Genomic DNA, 20,382 nt, shown 5'->3' with positions numbered 1-20,382 from the left:
CAAGGTGGTCATTGCCGGGGCATCGGGCTTCATCGGAGCCCACCTTCGCCGTCAGTTCGCCGCCCTAGGCTGGCGCGTGCAGACGGTTGGCAGGGCCGGGGACGCGATCTGGGGCGACACCGCCGCCATTACGGCACTTCTGGAGGGTGTCGATCTTTTGATCAACCTGGCAGGAAAATCGGTCTCTTGCCGGTACACGAACGCCAATAAGGCCGAGATTTTCCGCTCACGTCTGGAGACCACGGCTGAACTGGGCCGTGCCATCGCCGCCTGCACGCATCCACCCCGCGACTGGTTCAACGCGAGCACCGGAACCATCTACCGTGACGCCAGGGACCGTCCCCAAGATGAGTGCGACGGCGAACTTGGCGCCGGCTTCTCCGTGGATGTGGCGCGGGGTTGGGAAGGGACCTTGGCTGCCGCGGCAACCCCGGCCACGCGAAAGATCCCGCTGCGCATCACCATTGTCATGGGCCCCGGCGGTGGCGTCATGCGTCCGTTCAATAATCTGGCCAGGTTGGGGATGGGTGGACGCATGGGGGATGGCGGGCAAAAGTACAGCTGGATACATGTTGGCGATCTCTTCCGGGCGGTCGTGTTTCTTCATGGTCGGCCGGACATCACCGGACCCGTGAACCTTGCCGCACCCGAGGTGGTGACTAATGCCGAACTCATGGCAGCTGTTCGGCTCATGAACAGGGCGCCATTCGGATTGCCCACGCCGGCTTGGCCATTGAAAATGGGGGCCGTGCTGATCCGAACCGAAACCGAACTTGTCTTGAAAAGCCGCTGGGTCTCCTCGCGAAAGCTACAGGAGGCCGGCTTTGAATGGCGGCATCCGGAACTGGCAGGGGCGCTCACAGACATTGCCAGTGGCTCTCATGAGTGAGCCCAGGTTCAACATGCATTACGGCACCCCGGCCGTACTGATCGGATGGCTGGTCACCTTCGTTGTATTTTGTGTGGGGTACACAGCATCAGTTGTCTTCAGTGGATACGACTCGGCCATGGGTTGGTACCTACTGCCGATTTCCCTCATGTACGGCTTTCCTGTGGCGGTCGCCGTTGGTCTGCCGCTTGGACTCTTCATTGCGTGGCCGCTGCGGCGGGTGCGGAACCAGTGGATCCATGTCCTTGCCTTCGCCGTGGGGATTGGGTTGGCAACAGCGCTCTCGATGCTGCTAATTGGGGGAGTCGAAGCAGTACGGCAGTCCACGGTAACAATCCTCGCGGTTGCACTCAGCGCGGCAATCGGCCGGGCGAGCGTCATGAGGCTTGTTGCGCGGAAGAATGCGCTGGTGAACCAATCGAATCCAGCCATGAGAGCTCGTTACGGCCTTTAGCCGTCAGATCACCAGTTAGCTGGACATCCGGCACCTGTTGTCCACGGATCCGATAGGCTCGCATCAACAATTTCATGCCGCTGACACTTGCCCCGTGATTGGAGCTCCGAATGAGCCTTGCCTCCACTCTCACCGTCACATCCCTGACCATCGAACTGGCAGAGCTGGGCGAGGAGTCGTTCATGCCGTCGGTGCAGGCATTGCTTGAACCGCCCTACACACTGGGGGACGGGATACCGGAGGAGGTTGCCGCGGGAGTGCGGTGGGGCAAGGCCCCCAATATTTATCCCTATCCCATGCAGGAGAACTACACGAGGGATACCAGCGCAACCGCGCTGACCGGCGTCGTGCTTGAAAACGAGCATGTGAAGGCGAGCTTCCTGCCGCAACTGGGCGGGCGGCTCTGGGAGCTGACGGACAAGGCGAGCGGCAAGTCACTGCTTCACACGCAAGACCGGATTCAGTTTGCCAACCTGGCTCTGCGCAACGCCTGGTTTGCCGGTGGGATTGAGTACAACATCGGCACGCGGGGCCACTCACCCACCACGTGTGCCCCGCTGCATGCCGCCGTAGTCCGCACGCCCGACGGCCTGGATTTGTTGCGGATGTGGGAGTTTGACCGCCTGCGTGAGGTTGTTTTTCAGATCGACGCGTGGCTGCCGGAGGATTCCAAGGTGCTACTTGTGGCTGTGCGCATCCGCAACCCCAACGCCGAAACCGTGCCCATGTACTGGTGGACCAACGCCGCCGTGCCGCAGACTCCGCAGACGCGTGTGCTGGCCCCCGCAACCCACGCCTACGCCACCGATTACGACGGGTCCATGACCAGGCTGAAGCCCACCGATTTCCACGGTTCCGATGCCACCTGGCCGGACCGAAACAAGCGGGCGGCCGACTTCTTCTTCGACATTGCCCCCGAGGAGCGGCGTTGAGAAGTGGCCACCGACGCTGACGGGGACGGCCTGGCACTGGTTTCCTCGGCACAACTGCGCGGGCGGAAATTGTTCGTGTGGGGCGAGAACACTGGCGGGCATCGGTGGCAGGAATGGCTCACACCCTCCATGGACGGCCATCCGCGTCACTACGCCGAGATTCAAGCCGGACTGGCGCAAACCCAATTCGAGCATGTGCCCATGCCCGCAGGTGCCAGCTGGCAATGGGTTGAGGCCTATGGCAACGCGGAGCTGGATCCCGCGCTCGCAGCCGGACCCTGGGAAACGGCCGTAGCCCACGGGGCCGAGCGCGTGGCGGCGCTGATTTCTGAGCAGGCGTTGGCGAATGCCATGGCCGACGCCGGCCGCTGGGCCGATCTGCCGCCGTCGGAATTCCTTGTGGCTGGCAACGGTTGGGGTGCCTTGGAGCGGGAGCGCCGCCGGCATGCGCAGATGGAGTGGATCGACGAGACCGGGACGCCGTTTGGGACGGAAACGCTGACGGCAGCCCAGCAACCATGGCTGGAACTGCTCGCGAAGCAAATCGGGGAGCCGTTTTTCGGGGCGGAATCGTTTGTTCGAGGGGCGGATTGGGAAGAATTGCTGACGGCGGCTCCCAGCGCCGAGGCGGCGATGCACTTGGCGACGATGCTTCACGCGCAAACGCCGCCTACTGCCGTGGGGATGGTCGCTGTGATTGAGACTTACCGGTGGGCGCTGGATGGTTCCTCTGCCGATGAAATCCCGCTGAGCCCGTGGAGCATGGCGGTTGCGCGCCGTGGCCTTGGCCAAGCGTTGCTGACGGCTGGCGAAATTGAAGCAGGGTTGGCCGAGTTGGAGGCAGCCTGCGCCTTGGAACCGGACCGTCGAGAATTGTTGGTGGAAGCAATGGCCTGTGCAGCGGACAACGGCCGACCCGAGATGGTGTTGACGTTGCTTGGCCAGGCTCCGGAGCGTCTGAAGGCCATCGGGCGCGTCAAGTTCCTACGGGCGAGAGCGCTGGCAGATCTTGATCGGGACGAGGAAGCGGCGGAGCTTCTCCGAGACGGAATTGTAGTTGCGGATCTTCGCGAAGGGGCCAATTCGCTTACGGATCTGTGGCGCCGGGTATGCCCGGGCGAGGAGGTTCCGCCGGAGTACCAGTTCAGCATGCTCTAGCCCGGCATCTTTCCTCTCGACGCTCGCTCAGTAGAGGGGCGTATTTCCGGAACGCTCGCTCAGCATAGCGCGAGAGCGTTGCGCCATTTCCGCCCATTGCTGAGCGAGCGTTGCCCGAAAAGTCCCCGCTAGTGAGCGAGCGTCTGTATTGACAGGCAGTTGTGAGGCGTGTCATAGTTTCCATTATGAACCTGTCAGACAACTGGACAGCAGGACAAGGGCCCATTGTCCGGGTCAGTGCCGCCGAAGCCGTCTTCAAGGCCATTCGCGCAGCCATTGAAAGCGGTGAGTTGCACCTTGGCAGCAAACTCAGCTCCGAAACCACGCTGGCCCAGCAATACGGTGTCAGCCGCTCCGTTATCCGCGAGGCGTTGAGATCCTGTACGGCACTTGGCCTGACGGAAACCCTCACCGGCAAGGGAACCTTTGTCATTGCCAACCGGGCCACCAGTAATCTGGTCCTGGGCCAGTACTCGGCGCGAAGTCTCATGGAGTCCCGCCCTCATATTGAGGTGCCCGCCGCCGAATTCGCCGCCACCAGACGCACCGCCGAGGAACTCGATCAGATGCGCGGCATCTTGGCACTCATGGCCGAGGAAGACGATCCTGAAATCTGGGTCAACCTGGATGCCAGCTTCCACGCGGCCATCGCCAAAGCCAGCGGCAACGACGTCTTCGAGCGCGTGGTCAATGACATCCGCGACGCCATGGCCAAGCAGTCCGAAACCATCAACCTGATCACCGGGCGCGCAAGCACATCAAACACCGAACACAAGCTGATCTTTGACGCAATCGCCAACAGTGACACCGAAGCGGCCGGCCGCGCCATGGCCGTCCACCTGAACGCGGTGGATGCCGCACTCAGCATCATTACGGGAGCAAAAAAAGCATGACGAACCAGCAATTTCCCGCCCACGAACCCCTCGCCGTGCAAACCCGCGGCGACATGGTGGAAAGCGTCCACTTCGGTTCACTTGCTGCCATCGCCGCCGACGGCGGGAGCCTGGTTTCGCGCGGAGAGCCCGGTGCCCGCGTGTATCCCCGATCGGCGCTGAAACCACTCATGGCCGTGGCCATGCTGCGCGCCGGCTTGGACCTTCCTGCTGATCAGCTCGCCCTCGCCGCGGCCAGCCATTCCGGCTCGGACCGGCACCAGGAGACAGCCGCCAAGATCCTCGCCGATGCGGGGCTGGTGCCTGGGGATCTTCGCAACTCCACGGATTTGCCCTACGGTGTCTCCGAACAGACGGCCTGGCTGAACGCCGGCAAGGGACGCACCCAGCTGGCCCAGAACTGCTCCGGCAAGCACGCCGCGTTGTTGGCCACCTGCGTCAAGAATGGCTGGCCCTTGGAGAGCTATTTGCATCCAGAGCACCCGCTGCCCACACTCGTTCGCGAGGTTGTCGCCGATTTGACCGGTGAGGAACTGACCGTGACCAGCACGGACGGCTGCGGCACCGAAGTTTTTGGGCTGTCACTGACAGGCATGGCCAGGGCCTTCAGCCGCATGGTGACCGCCGAGCCTGGCACGCCCGAGCGTCGGGTGGCCGATGCCATGCGTGCCCACCCGGTGATGGTGGCCGGAGAAGGGCGCGACGTCACAGCCCTGATGGATGCCGTTCCCGGGCTGCTGGCCAAAGACGGTTTCGAGGGTATTCAGGTCATTGCCCTCGCCGATGGTGCCGCGCTGGCGCTGAAGATTTCCGACGGCGGCGACCGTGCCAGGATGCCCGCGGCAGTCCCGGCCTTGTTGGCCATGGGAGTGGATCCGGTGCTCTTGGCGCCCTTCAACCACCTGCCCGTCTACGGTGGCGGCCTCCGTGTGGGCGAACTGCGCGCACTTCCACCCACCAGCTAATTTTCCACAAAATTCCAAGCAAGATTCCTGTCGCGCAACGATGCGCCACCACCAAGGAGAACCATGTCTGAGAGCATTTCCAACAACCCGGTATCCGATCCTGTCCTGACCCGCAGTGAGCACGATCTCATTGGCGATCGAGACATCCCCGTGGACGCCTATTGGGGCGTGCACACCCTGCGGGCTGTAGAGAACTTCCCCATTACGGGAACCACGCTGAGCAGCAACACCCACCTCGTCACCGGCTTGGCCATGGTCAAGCAGGCAGCCGCCCAGGCCAACCATGAGCTTGGTTTGTTGGATGATCTGCGCGCAGGAGCCATCATCGCCGCCTGCAAGGAAATTATTGCCGGGAAACTGCATGACCAGTTTGTGGTGGACGTTATCCAGGGTGGTGCCGGGACGTCGTCGAACATGAACGCGAACGAGGTCATCGCCAACCGGGCCCTGGAAATCCTGGGCCACCAAAAAGGCGAGTACCAGTTCCTGCACCCCAACGACCACGTCAACCTGAGCCAGTCCACCAATGACGTGTACCCAACAGCTGTTAATGTGGCGACGATCTTTGGTGCGAAGTCTTTGGTGGTTGCCATGGAGTACCTTTGCGACGCGTTTGCGGCGAAGGCCGTGGAATTCCGGACCGTTGTGAAAATGGGCCGCACACAGTTGCAAGACGCCGTGCCCATGACGCTGGGACAGGAATTCAACACCTATGCGGTAACCATGGGGGAGGACCGGGCGCGCCTGGCCGAATCCACGCTGCTGGTGCACGAGATCAACCTCGGCGCCACCGCCATTGGTACCGGGCTCAACGCTCCCGTGGGCTACTCGGCCTTGGCGTGCCGCCATCTGGCTGAAATCTCCGGTCTTCCGCTGACAACCTCCATTGACCTCATCGAAGCCACGTCCGACGTCGGCGCTTTCGTGCACCTCTCGGGCGTCCTCAAGCGTGTGGCAGTAAAGCTGTCCAAGATTTGCAACGATCTGCGGCTGCTCTCCTCAGGACCGCGCGCAGGCTTTGGCGAAATCACCCTGCCGGCCGTGCAGGCAGGGTCCTCCATCATGCCTGGCAAGATCAACCCGGTGATCCCGGAAGTGGTCAACCAGGTGGCCTACGAGGTCATTGGCAACGACGTCACCATCACCATGGCGGCCGAAGGCGGGCAACTCCAGCTCAACGCCTTTGAGCCCATCATTGTGCACAGCCTGACCAAGAGCATGCGCCACCTTGAGGCTGCGTGCATCACCCTGGCAGACAAGTGCATCCGCGGCATCACCGCCCACGAGGACAAGCTGCGGGCCCAGGTGGAACACTCCATCGGCCTGGTCACTGCGCTCAACCCGCGTCTGGGCTACACCACCTCAACGGCCATTGCCCTTGAGGCGCTGGCCACCGGACGAGGTGTTGCCGAGCTCGTCCTGGAGCACAAGCTGCTCACCGCCGAACAACTCAATGAATTATTGCGACCGGAACACCTCGCCAATCTGGGCGACTGACACTGCTGCACGGCAATGATGCCGGCGGCGCCTCACGAAAAGGATTTCCACCATGCAACACACGGAAAAAACAAAAACTTCTGACTTGGTTCAAGATACGCCCAACGCAGCATTGACGGCTGAGGACGCCGGGCTGCACAAGGGCCTGAAGTCCCGCCAGATCCAGATGATCGCCATTGGTGGCGCCATCGGTACCGGGCTGTTCATGGGCGCCGGTGGGCGCTTGGCCGGAGCGGGCCCGGCGCTGATGTTTAGCTACGCGGTTTGTGGTTTCTTTGCCTTCCTGATCCTGCGGGCGCTGGGTGAGCTGGTTATTCACCGGCCCTCCTCGGGTTCGTTTGTCTCGTACGCACGTGAGTTTTTCGGTGAGAAGGCCGCCTTCGTCTCCGGCTGGTTGTACTGGCTGAACTGGGCCATGACAGCGATCGTTGACATCACCGCCGTCGCGCTTTACATGCACTTCTTCTCCAAATATGTTCCGTGGATCGGGTCCGTGCCGCAGTGGGTGTGGGCGCTCGGTGCCTTGTTGCTGGTGCTGGGGCTGAACCTGGTTTCGGTCAAGGTCTTTGGTGAATTGGAATTCTGGTTTGCGCTGATCAAGGTGGTGGCACTGGTTTCCTTCCTGCTGGTTGGCACGTATTTCGTCATCTTCGGAACCCCCGTTGAGGGTCAGCAGGTCGGCTTCAGCCTGATTACTGACAATGGCGGATTCTTCCCGAATGGGCTCCTGCCGGTGGTTGTGGTCATGCAGGGCGTGGTGTTTGCGTACGCATCGATTGAGTTGATTGGTACGGCGGCCGGTGAAACCCAGAACCCCGAAAAGGTCATGCCGAAGGCCATCAACACGGTCATCATCCGCATTGCCGTCTTCTACGTTGGTTCGCTTGTTCTGCTTTCACTGCTGCTGCCGTACACCGCGTACAAGGCTGGGGAGAGTCCGTTCGTGACCTTCTTCGGCTCCATCGGTGTTGAGGGGATCGACTCCATCATGAACCTGGTGGTCTTGACCGCGGCACTGTCCTCTCTGAACGCCGGGCTGTATTCCACGGGCCGTATCCTGCGCTCCATGGCGTTGTCCGGTTCGGCGCCGAAGTTCACGGCCAAACTTAACAAGAGCGGCGTCCCTTATGGTGGCATCCTGCTCACGGCCGCGGTAGCGTTCCTTGGTGTCATCTTGAACGCCGTGGTTCCTGCCCAGGCGTTCGAGATTGTTTTGAACATGGCCGCTTTGGGCATCATCGCCTCGTGGGGCATGATCGTGCTCTGCCAGCTGGCGCTGTTCCGGCTGACGCAAAAGGGGCAGGCTGTTCGCCCGGCATTCCGGATGATCGGCGCCCCGTACACCGGCTACCTGACACTGGCGTTCCTGCTGGCCGTGCTGGTTCTGATGGCGTTCGACAGCCCGGTTGGAACCTGGACCATTGGCTCTGTGGTTGTGATCATTCCGGCACTCATCATTGGCTGGTACCTCAGTCGAGGCCGGATCAATGAAATCGCTGCGGCCCGCCACACCGATACCCACGGGCACCCCGTCAAGGCCCACCACACAAGCACCGGGGAATAACTGCGGCGAGGGCGCTGTTGACTCAGTTAGATGCAAACGCATGAACTAAGGAGTCATAATGCAGCGTACCGTAGTAGTCATTTCGGCAGGTCTCGGCGTCCCTTCCTCCACCCGCATGTTGGCGGATCAGTTGGGCGCCGAGGTCCAGTCGCAGCTGCAGGCAATGGGTGTTACGGCCGTCCTGGACGTGATTGACCTGCGCAACTACGCCACGGACATCGCCAACAACATGGTCTCCGGATATGCAGGGCCCGCGCTTGCCGAGGTGGTTAAGCGTGTTGAAGCCGCGGACGCCATGATTGCCGTGACCCCTACCTTCAGCGCCTCCTACAGTGGGCTGTTCAAGTCCTTCTTCGATGTGCTGGACCCGAAGTTCCTTGACGGCATGCCCGTGCTGTTTGGTGCCACGGGAGGGTCATCGCGCCACTCACTGGTCCTGGACATGTCCATCCGGCCGCTGTTCAGCTACCTTCGCGCCAACACCATGCCCACGGCCATCTACGCATCGCCCGAGGACTGGGGTGGCGCCGGTAGCAACACGCTCGAACGCCGCATTAGCCAGGGTGCGGGGGAGTTGGCCGCCGTGCTGGCCATCGGTGCTTCGGCCGGATCTGCGAAGGGTTCTGCACAGGAGGGGCCGCAGGCAGTGTTCGTGGACCACAAGGAAAAGCGTGCCCAGCGAGAAATGAGCGAGATGACGTCGCTGCCCTTCGAGGAACTGCTGGCACAAACTCAACGCCGCTAACGAGGGTTGCCCTTTGTGTTGATCCACGCTGACGTGCGGTTCGCGCTAGAAGATCGGCTGGACCGGCTTGGAGGTCATCGGGGGCGGGTCAAGCTGATCCAGCACCACGCTCAACGCCGTCCGGTAGAGCTCGGGATTGATCTCCGGACTAGCGTGCCCCGTATGGGAGACGTTGTAGGCAAACCGTGGATTCCTCGGCAGCAGGGCTTCCCAGCCGCGGGTTGCCGCTGCGGCATCAACAATGAAGTCCTCGGGGTCGTACAGAAGCCCGATGCCGGTGGACGTGGGGATTCCGCCGTCGTACTGTCTCGGGAAAGCCTGCAAGAAGGTGGCCTGGCTGGTACTGAGGATGAGCGAATTGTTGTTCAGGTCGAAGGAGTTGGCGATCCCATGCCGGGCGGCGCTGTACATGCCCTGACCATTCGGGTTGGCCAACCCGGCCCACAGCCCCGCCCCCAATCGCCCCAGCACGCCCAGATACGGGACAACTTGGCCGGCGAGCGAGATGTATTCCTTGCCCGGATCAAGGGTGTCGGCCACATTGCTGGGGCTCGAACCCATCACAATCAGCTTCACGGTGAGCCCAATTTGGGTCAGTAACGACCCCAACACCACCGAGACCATGCCGCCAAAGCTGTCGCCGTAGAAGTACACCGTGTCGATTTTCCGCTCAAACACATCCCGTCGAATGGCAATGAAGAGCTGGGCAATATCAATCCCGTCATTGGAGTAGCCAATGTAGGAGGCGGGGGCGCGCTCATTCATGGCCGGCTGCAGCGCGTCGAGCTTCCTCCCGGTGTCGCGGTAACTGACCCGAAACCCGCCCAACAGGTACCAGGTTTTGCCAGGGAAGCGTGCGGCCGCTGTCTTGTTTTCCTCGTTGTTCGGCGTTGTTACGCGATATTGGGTGCGATCGGTGAGCATGGCATCGGCGGTGATATTGCCTTGGAAGGCGGTGGTTACGGCCGCCGTACCCATAGTCAGGAAGAACATCCGCCGTGGCACATCCGGAATTTGGTGGGTGCGCTTGGCTGCAGGGAGCGGCTTCTCCGGCTGGCCGCCCTGCTGCTTCTGGGTTGGTACTGTGCTCGCTGTCATCGTGAATCACTGCCATTCTTCCACGATCGCCAGCCCCATTTTCCAAGGTGCGACGCCGGCCGCGGCGTTGGGTGCCGACCGCCGGTGCCGCTGTTGTGATCAGCAAGTGGTCACATGCTCTGCGACGGCGATTGCCAATTCCGCCAAGTGGCGTTGAATCCTATAGGGTTTGCCTCATGAAGTCATCCCCCGGATCCCATGCTGTCAACCGCCAAGTGTTGGCAGACCACGTTTATGACGAGATCCTGGAATCGCTCATGGACGGGCGCCTGATGCCGGGCGATTCGGTGAGTATCGATGGCACCGCCCGCGATTTAGAGGTTTCGCCCACGCCTGTTCGGGAAGCGTTGGCGCGGTTGGAGCACACGGGGCTGGTGCAGCGCGTGGCGCTCAAGGGATACAAAGTGGCTCCGGTGTCGACCGCGGAGGAGCTTGCCCAGCTCATGGAAGCCAGGCTGGTGATTGAACCTGTCAACACCAAGCTGGCCAGTGAGCGGATGACGGAGCAGACCATGGCTGCCCTGGAGCAGTCCATCCGTGCTCTGGAAACAGCGCCACGGGGACCCTCATTTGCCGAGTTTCGCGACTATTTTGATGCCGATGAACGCTTCCATCGCTTGATCGCCGAGAATGCCGGAAATCCGTTTTTGCTCGCGGCGTACAACGCGCTGGGTGGTCAGGTGCAGCGATTCCGATTGTTCAGCGGCGTGGGCATCACGGATGCCAATCATGCGATCTCGGAGCACCACGCAATTTTCGATGCCTTGCGCCGGGGTGACGCGGACGATGCTGCTGCCAAGATGGCTGAACATGTCTGCAACGTCCGCGCTCGAGCCATGGCGGACGCTCCAGATGCGTCTGGAGCGGCTGGCGCGTAAAACTGCGCGCTAATTCTTCAAGCCCGCCGTGTAAACATGACACGGCGGGCTTTTTTGTGCCGTGGCGCAGCCAGCAGTCCCAGAGCGCCCACAAACCCAATTGTGACGAGGCCACGCGGCTCAACACTTCCACGAGGCCGTATCAAGGCCTGGAAGCCGATGATTTCGCGGATGGACGCGTATTTTCCCTCGTTCACTACGCAGTGAAAGTCAGCGGCACCCGCCCTGAGAGGGTGAATGCCGAACCTTCAAAAGCCCAGATGACTGTGACGCTTGACATATCCGCTCGCCTTCACAATAGTAGATCCTATAGGAAACAGGATTCATCACAAGGGAGTGAAAGACATGGCTTACACCGCAGAGAACTGGCCCATCACCGCAGCCCTGCTGCAGTTCCCGGGCACCAGCGCAGCCGGCGTCCACATCAACGATGCAGAGGCTTCCGTCTGGGGTGACGTATTCCAAGAGGTCAAGGATGCCGGCTTTGCCAACGCCGACCTCACCGACAGCTGGGTGCGCCCCGGCGATCTGAGCGAATCCCGGCTTGAGGAATTCAAGGCAGCAGCGAATCATGTGGGCATCGGAATCCCGGTGATCTCCGCGATTCGCCGCAGCGTCATTGATGAGGCCAACTGGGAAGACAACTTGGCCTACAGTCACCGCACCATAGATGCGGCCGCCGCCTTGGGCTGTGAAGTGGTTTCCTTTGGCCTTCACCAGGCGCTGACTGCGGAGCAGCAGAAGCAGCTCTGGTTCTGGACAGTTCAGGGCCATACGGATCCGGTAGGAGACACGGAAACCTGGAACAAGGCCGTGACCCGCCTGCGCGAATTGGGCCAGCACGCAGCCGACGCAGGACTTCTGCTCTCCTTGGAAATGTACGAGGACACCTACCTGGGCACCGCCGATTCCTCGGTTCAGCTGGTCCAGGACATCGATCTGGCCAACGTTGGCCTGAACCCGGACATTGGAAACTTGATTCGCCTGCACCGTCCCATTGAGGACTGGCGTGAAGTTGTTGCCAAGACCTTGCCGTACGCGAACTACTGGCACGTCAAGAACTACATCCGTGACGAGAACGTGGCCCGCGGCAACTACACCGCCATGCCGGCACCCATGGAAAGCGGACTGATCAGCTACCGCGACGCGTTCAAGGTGGCGCTTTCGGTTGGTTACCAGGGCATCATCTGCACCGAGCACTACGGCGGAGACGGCCTCAGCGTGACGGCCAGCAACCAGGACTACCTGCGCTCACAGGTCCTGCCGAAGACCGACGGCTACACACTGGGCACCAGCCAGGTCGCACAGGGACGCCAGCTTCCCCTCTCTGCCGCAACACTGCTCACCGTCTAGGACATAAGGAGGAATCATGACTCAAATATTCGACAACCCCGCGGAGTTTGCGGACGATGCCCTTGACGGTTTCGTTGCGGCAAACCGGCACTATGTTGCACGTGTGGATGGCGGTGTGGTTCGTTCCACCGAGATGACCCCGGGACAGGTTTCCTTGGTTGTTGGTGGCGGATCCGGCCACTACCCGGCGTTCGCTGGTTTGGTGGGGGCCGGGCTTGCGGCAGGTTCGGCCTGCGGCAATATGTTCGCCTCGCCAGCTGCCGGACAGATCTACCGGGTGGCCAAGGCGGCCGCGATGAACGGCGGCGTACTGCTCAGTTATGGCAACTACGCAGGCGACGTCCTGCACTTTGGCCAGGCTCAGGTGCGGCTCAACGCCGAGGGCATCGAAACCCGCACCGTGGTGGTGACAGACGACATCGCCAGTGCACCCATCACCGAATGGCAGAAGCGCCGGGGCATTGCCGGGGACTTGACCGTCTTCAAGATCGCAGGAGCTGCTGCCGAAGCGGGCCTGAACCTGGATGAGGTGGAACGCCTCGCCATCAAGGCCAACTACCGCACACGCTCGCTCGGCGTCGCGTTTGACGGCTGCACCCTGCCCGGCGCGGACCAAGCGCTCTTCGAAGTTCCCGCAGGAAAGATGGCGCTGGGCTTGGGCATTCACGGTGAGCCGGGCATCTCCGAACACCCCATGCCGACGGCGTCCGAGCTGGCTGAGCTGCTGGTTTCACGACTGCTGGCGGACAAGCCCGACGACGCCGGCACCGAAGTGGTTGCCATCGTCAACGGATTGGGAACAGTCAAATATGACGAGCTGTTCCTCTTGTTTGGCAAGGTCGAGAAGCTCCTCAGCGCGGCAGGATTGAGCGTTGTGGAGCCCGAATGTGGTGAATTGGTGACGAGCCTGGACATGTCCGGGCTGTCCCTGACGCTGCTGTGGCTGGATACCGAACTCAAGGAATACTGGGCCGCACCGGCTGACACGCCCGCCTTCCGCAAGGGCAATGCGGCGCCCCGTGCGCAGCGGACTTTGGCTGCCCAGACCCAAGCCGCCGCTGCCCAGCTGGACGTCCCTACTCCGGCCGCCGCCGCGTTGGGCCTGCAGGCCGTCACAGCGGTCTCGGCCATCCGGGACGTTGTCATGGAACACGAAGAAGCCCTGGGCAACCTGGATGCCATTGCCGGCGACGGCGACCACGGCATCGGTATGCGCCGTGGCGTTGACGCAGCTACCGCTGCGGCACAAAAGACGGCCGAGCTCGACGGCGGCGCATCCATTGCCGCGGTACTGACAGCGGCCGGTGAAGCCTGGTCTGAAAAGGCCGGCGGAACCTCCGGTGCCTTGTGGGGCACGGCATTCATCGCCGCCGCAACCGCGCTGGGAAACAAGGATTCCTACTCCAGCCAAGATGCTGCCGTGGTGGTTGGCGCGTTTACCAACGCCATCACCACCCTGGGTAAGGCAGAGCCAGGGGATAAGACCATGGTGGATGCGATTGTGCCATTCCGCGATTCCTTCATCGCCTCCCTGTCCATGGGAGCCACCTTGGTGGAGGCACTCAAGGAAGCCGCCGGAGTCTCTCAGGAGGCCGCCAAGGCCACATCCTTGTTGCGTCCCTTGAAGGGCCGGGCCCGCCCCCTGGCAGAAAAAAGCCTTGGACACCCCGATCCCGGGGCAGTCTCCTTCGGCCTGATCGTCGAGCGATTGGGTCAACACCTTGAAAACGAACTCTTGGAAAGTGGGATGCCAGCATGAGCACCACGAAAGAAACCGGCTACCGGATTGTTGTCGGAAACGATGAGGCCGGCGTCGAATACAAGAACGCGTTCCTGGCCCTGCTCGAAGCAGATCCCCGCGTCCACTCCGTGGTGGATATTGGGGTGGGAAGCAACGATTCCCGGGCCTACCCGCACGTAGCCGTGGATGCGGCACGTAAGGTTGCTGACGGAGAAGCGGACAGGGCGCTGCTGGTTTGCGGCACCGGGCTGGGGGTCGCCATTGCCGCCAACAAGGTCCCGGGAATTCGGGCGGTCACAGCACACGACAGCTATTCCGTGGAGAGGTCCGTACTGAGCAACAACGCCCAGGTTCTCACCATGGGGCAGCGAGTCATCGGCCTGGAGCTGGCCAAGAAATTGGTCACCGAATGGCTGTCCTACACCTTTGACAGTGCATCGGCATCGGCGGAAAAAGTTGAAGCCATCTGCTCATACGAACCCATTTACACGAAAGCAGTCTGACCATGAGTAACAACGTAGAAAACACCGAAAAGCAGTTGCAGTTCGCCGTTGTGGGATCAGGCTACATGGGCGGCGGAATCGCCCAGGTGCTGGCTTTGGGCGGTGCCCGCGTGGCGCTCGCCGATGTCTCTGCCGAGATCGCGGCGAAGAACTACGAGCGCCTGCTGGTGGAGTCCGACCAGTTCGTGGCCGACGGCTTGTTCCCGGAGGGTGCCACCGAGACGCTGCGCAAAAATCTCTGGGCTGCCAAGGACATCGAGGAAGCTGTCGCCAACGCGGACTTCATCGAGGAAGCCGTGCCGGAAGTTCTCGCAATCAAGCATGCAACGCTGGCCCGCATCAGCGCAGCTGCCCGCCCGGACGCCATCATCGGCTCCAACACCTCCACCATCTCCATCGCGGACCTGGCCGAGCCCGTGATCAACCCGGAGCGCTTCCTTGGCGTTCACTTCTCCAACCCTTCACCGTTCATCCCCGGTGTGGAAATCATCCCTCACGCTGAAACCTCCAGTGCCACGGTGGGTGCGGCGCGCGACATGGTCCACTCAACTGGCAAGCAAACCGCCGTGGTCAAGGATGTCACTGGCTTCGTCCTGAACCGCCTCCAGTACGCGCTGTTCCACGAGGCAGCCCAGTTGGTTGAGCAGGGGATTGCCACAGCGGACGACGTCGACACCCTGGTCCGCACGACCTTCGGCTTCCGCTTGCCGTTCTTTGGCCCCTTCGCGATTGCCGACATGGCAGGGCTGGATGTCTACGACTTCTGCTACAAGTCCCTGCAGACCGGGTTCCCCGAACGCTTTGCCACACCGAAAATCCTCAGTGACCTGGTCGACGCCGGGAAGCTGGGCACCAAAACCGGCGCCGGCTTCTTGAACGTCCCGGCCGAGCGGACTGCCGAACTCATCGCTTACCGGAACAAGGCCTATGTAGCCATGTCGGCATTGCTGGAAGACCTTGGCCCCGCGCCGATTCACTAACAGGCCGGCAACACAACACATTCTTAGGAGCAACCATGTCTGAAACTTCCGTAAAGTTCCCCGAACAACGCACCGCCATCGTCACCGGCGCGGTCTCTGAACGCGGTATTGGCAGGGCCACTGTCAACTATTTGGCCGAAAACGGCTGGAACATTGGCATCATCGACCTCGACGATGCCGCCTGCAAGAGCGTTGCCGCTTCGCTCGCCGCCGAGTTCGGCGTCAAGGCTCATGGTGTTGGCGCCAACATCGGTGATGAGGCGTCCGTGCGCAGTGCCATTGACGAGCTGGAGGCCCAGCTGCCGCAGATCGTTGCATTGGCCAACGTTGCCGGCGTCAGCTCGCCCGTCGGATACCTGGAGCTGGAACCGGCCGAGTGGAACCGCGTCATGGGCATCAACCTCAACGGTGTCCACTACGCCACCCGCCGCGTTGCCGAGACCATGGTGAAGAACCGGATCGGCCGGATCGTGAACATCTCCTCCGTTTCAGCCCAGCGCGGCGGCGGAACGTTCTCCAAGACGCCCTACTCCGTTGCCAAGGCCGGCGTCATCGGATTGACCCGATCCACGGCACGCGAGCTGGGCCCCTACGACATCACCGTCAATGCGATCTCACCCGGCCCCATCGACACAGACATCATGGGCGGGACCCTTTCTCAAGAACGCAAGGATGACCTGGTCAAGGACTTGGTCGTCAACCGTGTGGGAACCCCCCGCGACATCGCCACTGCCATCCACTTCTTGATCAGCGAGGACACCGGATACATCTCCGGGCAGACGTTGAATGTGGATGGCGGACTCTACATGCACTAGGAGTGCCCATGAATGAGCCGAACTCCACCAAGTGGAGCATGTCCCGCAAGGTATACCTGCTGGTTGGGATTCTTATCTGTGGCGTCGCCATCGTCATGATGACCTACCCGCGCTAACCCACCCCATCCGCGTTCATCACTACACGCGTGAGAGAAGAAGTTTTCAAAGTTTTGACTCAATGAGGAGTTTCCTATGGCTGTTGAACTACTGCACGATAAGAAGGCGCTGGAATCACCGGCGTTGAAATCAGCAATTTCCAAGGCGACCTTCCGGCTCATGCCAATGCTGGTCATCCTGTACATCGTCGCTTTCCTGGACCGCACCAATGTTGGCTTCGCAGAAGCCGCACTTGAGATGGACCGGGGCATCTCCTCCGGAGCATATGCCCTCGGTGCCGGTATCTTCTTCATCGGTTACGCGATCTTTGAAATCCCCAGCAACTTGATGATGAAGAAGGTTGGCGCCAAATTCTGGCTGGCCCGCATTGCCATCACCTGGGGCATCGTGTCAGCGTGCTTCGCCTTCGTTCAGGGCGACACGTCCTTCATTGTCCTTCGTTTCCTTCTCGGTGTGACCGAAGCCGGATTGTTTCCAGGCGTCATCATGTACCTGGCCGAGTGGTTCCCCAACAAGCACCGGGTGAAGATGTTCGCCATCTTCTACCTGGCTCAGCCGTTCTCGCAGGTTATTGGCTCGCCGCTCTCGGGCTGGCTGATCAATATTGGCGACAAGGTGCCCAGCGTTCACGGCTGGCAGGTCATGTTCTTCGTTGAAGGATCTCTGGCGATCATTGCCGGCGTCTTTGCCTTCTTCCTGCTCATCGATGGACCGCAGAAGGCGAAGTGGCTCCGCCAAGATGAGAAGGACGCCCTTACGAATGCCATGAAACAGGAAGATTCCATCAAGAAGGAATCCGGCCCCACGGGCGTCCGGGCGGCACTTTCCAGCGGCCGCGTTTGGTACTTCACCATCATCTACTTCTGCCTGCAGATCGCCGTTTACGGTGTGACCTTCTACCTTCCGCAGCAGGTGGCCCAGTTGACCGGCCAAAAAGTGGGCATGACAGTTGGGCTGCTCGCGGCCGTGCCGTGGTTCTTCGGAATGTTCGCCTGCATCTTGATCGGCCGGTACGCAACAACGGTTATCCGGCGGCGGGTATTGGGCACCTGGCTGTTCGTCTCCACCGGCGTGTGCATCATTGGTTCGGCATGGGCCGGGGCCAACAACCTCCCTGCCATGGGCATCATTTTCATCACCCTCGCAGTTTGCAGCTTCCTCGCAATTGGACCCATCACCTGGTCCTACCCCACGGCATTCCTTACCGGAACGGCCGCGGCGGCCGGCATTGGCCTCATCAACTCCTTGGGTAACCTAGGCGGTTTCGTGGCACCTATCATGCGCAACAGCATCAATGAAACGTTTGCTTCAGAATCCGGAGCCATGGGAATTGTTGCCCTGGGCATCCTGCCATTTGTGGCAGCGCTGATGATGTGGGGAACCCGCCGATTCAAGAGCAAGGCTGATGACCTGCTCGAGAAGTAAATCGCAGCAACCAGGATCCTGAAAGAAGATAAACAGTGGCGCACAACGTTCCCGCAGACTCCCACCACCGGCCCACAACCCGGTACGTAGGTGTCAGCACCAAGATGTACATGGGCTATGCAGAGAGCCTGCGCTGGTTGCGGGCCGTGCGTCATGAGGTGGACACCCGCCCGGCTCTAGCAGCCGGGCGGGTGGTCCCGTTTGTGATCCCTTCCCACCCAGTCTTGCCTGCCGCGGCGGAGGTCATTGCCGGGTCCCCGCTCATTCTGGGCGCACAAAATGCGGGGTGGGCTGACGGGCCGTGGACCGGCGAGGTAGCACCCTCGATGTTGGCCGAACTTGGTGTCTCCCTGGTTGAACTGGGGCATGCCGAACGGCGTCGTTATTTTCATGAGGACAACGCCATGGTGGCCAAGAAGGTAACAGCCGCCGTGGCAGCCGGAATCACACCGTTGCTGTGCGTGGGCGAATTGGAGCGTGCGGAACCGGCGGATGCTGCTGCTGTGGTGTACGGGCAAATTTCCGCTGCAACAGGAGGGGATTGGACGGCAACCGGATCATTGATCATCGCCTACGAGCCCGTGTGGGCGATCGGTGCGGACAAACCGGCCCAGGCCGCCTACATTTCTGCCGTGGTTAAGGCCCTGCGGGCTCTTCTGCAATTACAGGGAGTGGGGGAGCTGCCCATCATTTATGGGGGATCGGCCAAGCCGGGGCTCCTGCCACAGCTGGACCAAGTTTCGGGGCTGTTCCTTGGCAGATTTGCCCATGATGCCACAAACTTTGGCACAGTTCTTGATGAAGCGCTGGCAGCGGCGGAGCAAGGCAACGTCCACTAAGATTGGGCAGATGACACCCCAGGCGCCAAGGCAAGGTAATACCACCCCGGATGAACAGGCCGCCGGTGTTGCTTTTGGCAGGGTATATTCAGGCCTGCGATCCGAGGACCGGGCCCTGGAACGGCGCGGACGCCTGATTGAGGCAGGCATCGAGGTTTTTGGCACCATTGGCTATGCCGCCTCCAAGATCAAGACGTTATGTCAAAGTGCGGGCCTGAGTGAGCGTTACTTTTACGAATCCTTCGCATCCCGTGAACAATTGCTCACCTCGGTCTATGACCATCTGTCTTCTGAACTGATGCGCCAAGTAATCCACGTAACTCGGCTGCCGGGTAGGACGCTGACCGAATCCGTTCGCGCGGGAATGGAAACCGTGGTCAACTTCAACCTGGTTGATCCGCGCCACGCCCAGATCATCTTGGTGGAGATCGTGGGTATTTCCCCAGAGTTGGAAGCTAAACGCCACCATTCAATGACCAAGTTCGCTGCGGAGTCGAGCCGGCTGGTGTTGCTTCTCGGAGGGGTGGATTCTGAGGCTGCCGAAGATGCCAGCGACGAGGACGATTCCCTTGCCGATGTCTTTGAACTTGCCCGGCTGACAGGAGTCGCCATGGTGGGCGGGGTCAATAACATGCTCCTGGATGCATTGCGTGGGGGGACAACCGCCAACACCAAACAGATCACGGAAGCGGCGTATCAGTTGATTTCCAACGCGTCCACCGGAGTTCGGGTTCTCGCAGGTAAATAGTGGGCCCGTCAATTGTGTCAACGCGCCGCCGGTAATTATTGGCGCACCGTCCGCCAAGTGGCACGATGAAGCCATGCCCTTTCCCGAAATTCTTGGTTACTGGTGGGTTCTCATTCCCCTTGGCGGTATGGCTGCTGGAGGTTTCAGGGCGCTGGCCGCCAGCCGGGAGCGCGTCCATCAGCGAAAAATTGAGTTGTACAAGTTGCAGCATCCGGAAGTCGCGGGTCTGGACGTCTCCTCTTACAAGCCTGCCGCCGTCGAACTTGCCGCGCCGTCTGATGGTTACTCGGCCGCCGACGTCGCCAACATCAAAACCGAGCACGACGCCGTCAACAGGCGTTGGCTCAGCTACGAACTCGATGTTGCCAAGATGATCGATTTCCCCATGATGAGTGATGTTCGCGAGCCGCTGACAGTGGCTTTTCTCAGGGCAAAGCGCGACGCCGATGCCTTGCGGCCGCTCGATGGCGCCGAGATCTCTGCCAAGAGCCGCTGGGACGATTACCGCAATGCCGTGAACGCGTATGTGGTGGCGTTTGAGGTGGCAGAGAAGGAAGCTCACAGGATCAAGGACTCGGGCTTCAGCGAGGCTGAACGCCAGCGTTTGGGAACGGCCAGGAAACTAGTCAAGATCGCCGAAAACGAAGGTGCCAGCCCGGCTGAACGCCAAACGGCATACAAACGCGCCCGCAAGGAACTGGACGGTTTGATCGTGCTGCCGGATGTTACCGTTGCCGCACTAGAACAAAAAGTAGCCCGCATGATTGACGGTTCCAAGTAAGGACAAC

General features: G+C 61.0%; 21 protein-coding genes. 20 read left to right on the top strand and 1 reads right to left on the bottom strand.

The window, feature by feature from the left end; all coding sequences use genetic code 11:
* The first annotated feature begins 4 nt into the window (after positions 1 to 4).
* From BLV41_RS11215 to BLV41_RS11180, 9 genes are all read left to right on the top strand, one after another.
* Positions 5 to 889 carry a TIGR01777 family oxidoreductase gene (locus tag BLV41_RS11215; protein ID WP_083360955.1) on the top strand — a complete coding sequence of 295 codons (885 nt, stop codon included), beginning with the start codon at positions 5 to 7 and terminating at the stop codon, positions 887 to 889.
* On the top strand, positions 882 to 1,343 hold the full coding sequence (locus BLV41_RS11210) for a hypothetical protein (RefSeq protein ID WP_139244303.1): 462 nt from the start codon (positions 882 to 884) through the stop codon (positions 1,341 to 1,343). Before BLV41_RS11215 ends, BLV41_RS11210 begins: the two co-directional genes overlap by 8 nt.
* 110 nt (positions 1,344 to 1,453) lie before the next feature.
* Positions 1,454 to 2,275 (top strand): DUF5107 domain-containing protein, encoded by an 822-nt coding sequence (locus BLV41_RS22515; protein WP_244516864.1) that lies wholly within the window; start codon positions 1,454 to 1,456, stop codon positions 2,273 to 2,275.
* A 3-nt stretch (positions 2,276 to 2,278) separates the two neighbouring features.
* Positions 2,279 to 3,433 (top strand): tetratricopeptide repeat protein, encoded by a 1,155-nt coding sequence (locus BLV41_RS22510; RefSeq protein WP_244516862.1) that lies wholly within the window; start codon positions 2,279 to 2,281, stop codon positions 3,431 to 3,433.
* Between the two features lie 185 nt (positions 3,434 to 3,618).
* Positions 3,619 to 4,326, top strand: coding sequence for a FadR/GntR family transcriptional regulator (locus BLV41_RS11200; RefSeq protein ID WP_074711701.1), 708 nt, complete (start codon positions 3,619 to 3,621; stop codon positions 4,324 to 4,326).
* Positions 4,323 to 5,291, top strand: coding sequence for an asparaginase (locus tag BLV41_RS11195; protein ID WP_074711700.1), 969 nt, complete (start codon positions 4,323 to 4,325; stop codon positions 5,289 to 5,291). The genes BLV41_RS11200 and BLV41_RS11195 overlap by 4 nt, the downstream gene beginning before the upstream one ends.
* Before the next feature lie 63 nt (positions 5,292 to 5,354).
* Entirely contained in the window at positions 5,355 to 6,788 is a 1,434-nt protein-coding gene (gene aspA, locus BLV41_RS11190) for an aspartate ammonia-lyase (RefSeq protein ID WP_139244302.1), read from the top strand.
* 52 nt (positions 6,789 to 6,840) lie between these two features.
* A complete protein-coding gene (locus BLV41_RS11185; protein ID WP_074711699.1) occupies positions 6,841 to 8,352 on the top strand; it encodes an amino acid permease in 1,512 nt (503 codons plus the stop codon).
* A gap of 55 nt (positions 8,353 to 8,407) precedes the next feature.
* Positions 8,408 to 9,097, top strand: coding sequence for an FMN reductase (locus BLV41_RS11180; RefSeq protein WP_139244301.1), 690 nt, complete (start codon positions 8,408 to 8,410; stop codon positions 9,095 to 9,097).
* A gap of 45 nt (positions 9,098 to 9,142) precedes the next feature.
* Here BLV41_RS11180 and BLV41_RS11175 read toward each other — a convergent pair whose 3' ends face one another.
* Positions 9,143 to 9,862 carry a hypothetical protein gene (locus BLV41_RS11175; protein ID WP_425284275.1) on the bottom strand — a complete coding sequence of 240 codons (720 nt, stop codon included), beginning with the start codon at positions 9,860 to 9,862 and terminating at the stop codon, positions 9,143 to 9,145.
* A gap of 76 nt (positions 9,863 to 9,938) precedes the next feature.
* Here BLV41_RS11175 and BLV41_RS23035 point away from each other — a divergent pair, with 76 nt between their 5' ends.
* The 11 genes from BLV41_RS23035 to BLV41_RS11125 all read left to right on the top strand — a co-directional run bounded on the left by BLV41_RS23035 (position 9,939) and on the right by BLV41_RS11125 (position 20,375).
* Positions 9,939 to 10,352 (top strand): hypothetical protein, encoded by a 414-nt coding sequence (locus BLV41_RS23035; protein ID WP_425284274.1) that lies wholly within the window; start codon positions 9,939 to 9,941, stop codon positions 10,350 to 10,352.
* A 19-nt stretch (positions 10,353 to 10,371) separates the two neighbouring features.
* Positions 10,372 to 11,073 carry a GntR family transcriptional regulator gene (locus BLV41_RS11170; RefSeq protein ID WP_074711696.1) on the top strand — a complete coding sequence of 234 codons (702 nt, stop codon included), beginning with the start codon at positions 10,372 to 10,374 and terminating at the stop codon, positions 11,071 to 11,073.
* 345 nt (positions 11,074 to 11,418) lie between these two features.
* Positions 11,419 to 12,426 (top strand): sugar phosphate isomerase/epimerase family protein, encoded by a 1,008-nt coding sequence (locus tag BLV41_RS11165; RefSeq protein ID WP_074711695.1) that lies wholly within the window; start codon positions 11,419 to 11,421, stop codon positions 12,424 to 12,426.
* A gap of 16 nt (positions 12,427 to 12,442) precedes the next feature.
* Positions 12,443 to 14,185, top strand: a complete 1,743-nt coding sequence (gene dhaL / locus BLV41_RS11160; protein WP_074711694.1) for a dihydroxyacetone kinase subunit DhaL — start codon at positions 12,443 to 12,445, stop codon at positions 14,183 to 14,185.
* Complete coding sequence (locus tag BLV41_RS11155; protein ID WP_074711693.1) at positions 14,182 to 14,670, top strand: ribose-5-phosphate isomerase; 489 nt, start codon at positions 14,182 to 14,184, stop codon at positions 14,668 to 14,670. The genes dhaL and BLV41_RS11155 overlap by 4 nt, the downstream gene beginning before the upstream one ends.
* Before the next feature lie 2 nt (positions 14,671 to 14,672).
* Positions 14,673 to 15,650: a 3-hydroxyacyl-CoA dehydrogenase family protein gene (locus BLV41_RS11150; protein ID WP_044577094.1), complete on the top strand. Its 978-nt coding sequence runs from the start codon at positions 14,673 to 14,675 to the stop codon at positions 15,648 to 15,650.
* A gap of 35 nt (positions 15,651 to 15,685) precedes the next feature.
* Positions 15,686 to 16,465, top strand: a complete 780-nt coding sequence (locus BLV41_RS11145) for an SDR family NAD(P)-dependent oxidoreductase (RefSeq protein ID WP_044577095.1) — start codon at positions 15,686 to 15,688, stop codon at positions 16,463 to 16,465.
* A 192-nt stretch (positions 16,466 to 16,657) separates the two neighbouring features.
* Positions 16,658 to 18,007, top strand: a complete 1,350-nt coding sequence (locus BLV41_RS11140) for an MFS transporter (protein WP_044577096.1) — start codon at positions 16,658 to 16,660, stop codon at positions 18,005 to 18,007.
* A 35-nt stretch (positions 18,008 to 18,042) separates the two neighbouring features.
* A complete protein-coding gene (locus BLV41_RS11135; protein WP_074711692.1) occupies positions 18,043 to 18,846 on the top strand; it encodes a triose-phosphate isomerase family protein in 804 nt (267 codons plus the stop codon).
* A 10-nt stretch (positions 18,847 to 18,856) separates the two neighbouring features.
* The gene (locus tag BLV41_RS11130) at positions 18,857 to 19,594 is read left to right on the top strand and encodes a TetR/AcrR family transcriptional regulator (protein WP_074711691.1); all 738 of its coding nucleotides are present in this window, start codon (positions 18,857 to 18,859) and stop codon (positions 19,592 to 19,594) included.
* A gap of 73 nt (positions 19,595 to 19,667) precedes the next feature.
* The gene (locus BLV41_RS11125; protein WP_074711690.1) at positions 19,668 to 20,375 is read left to right on the top strand and encodes a hypothetical protein; all 708 of its coding nucleotides are present in this window, start codon (positions 19,668 to 19,670) and stop codon (positions 20,373 to 20,375) included.
* The last annotated feature ends 7 nt before the right edge of the window (positions 20,376 to 20,382 follow it).

The organism is Arthrobacter alpinus (genome assembly GCF_900105965.1).
GTDB lineage: Bacteria > Actinomycetota > Actinomycetes > Actinomycetales > Micrococcaceae > Specibacter > Specibacter alpinus.
Note: the sequence above shows the minus strand (reverse complement) of the source record. Positions and strands in the feature narration are given on the sequence as shown.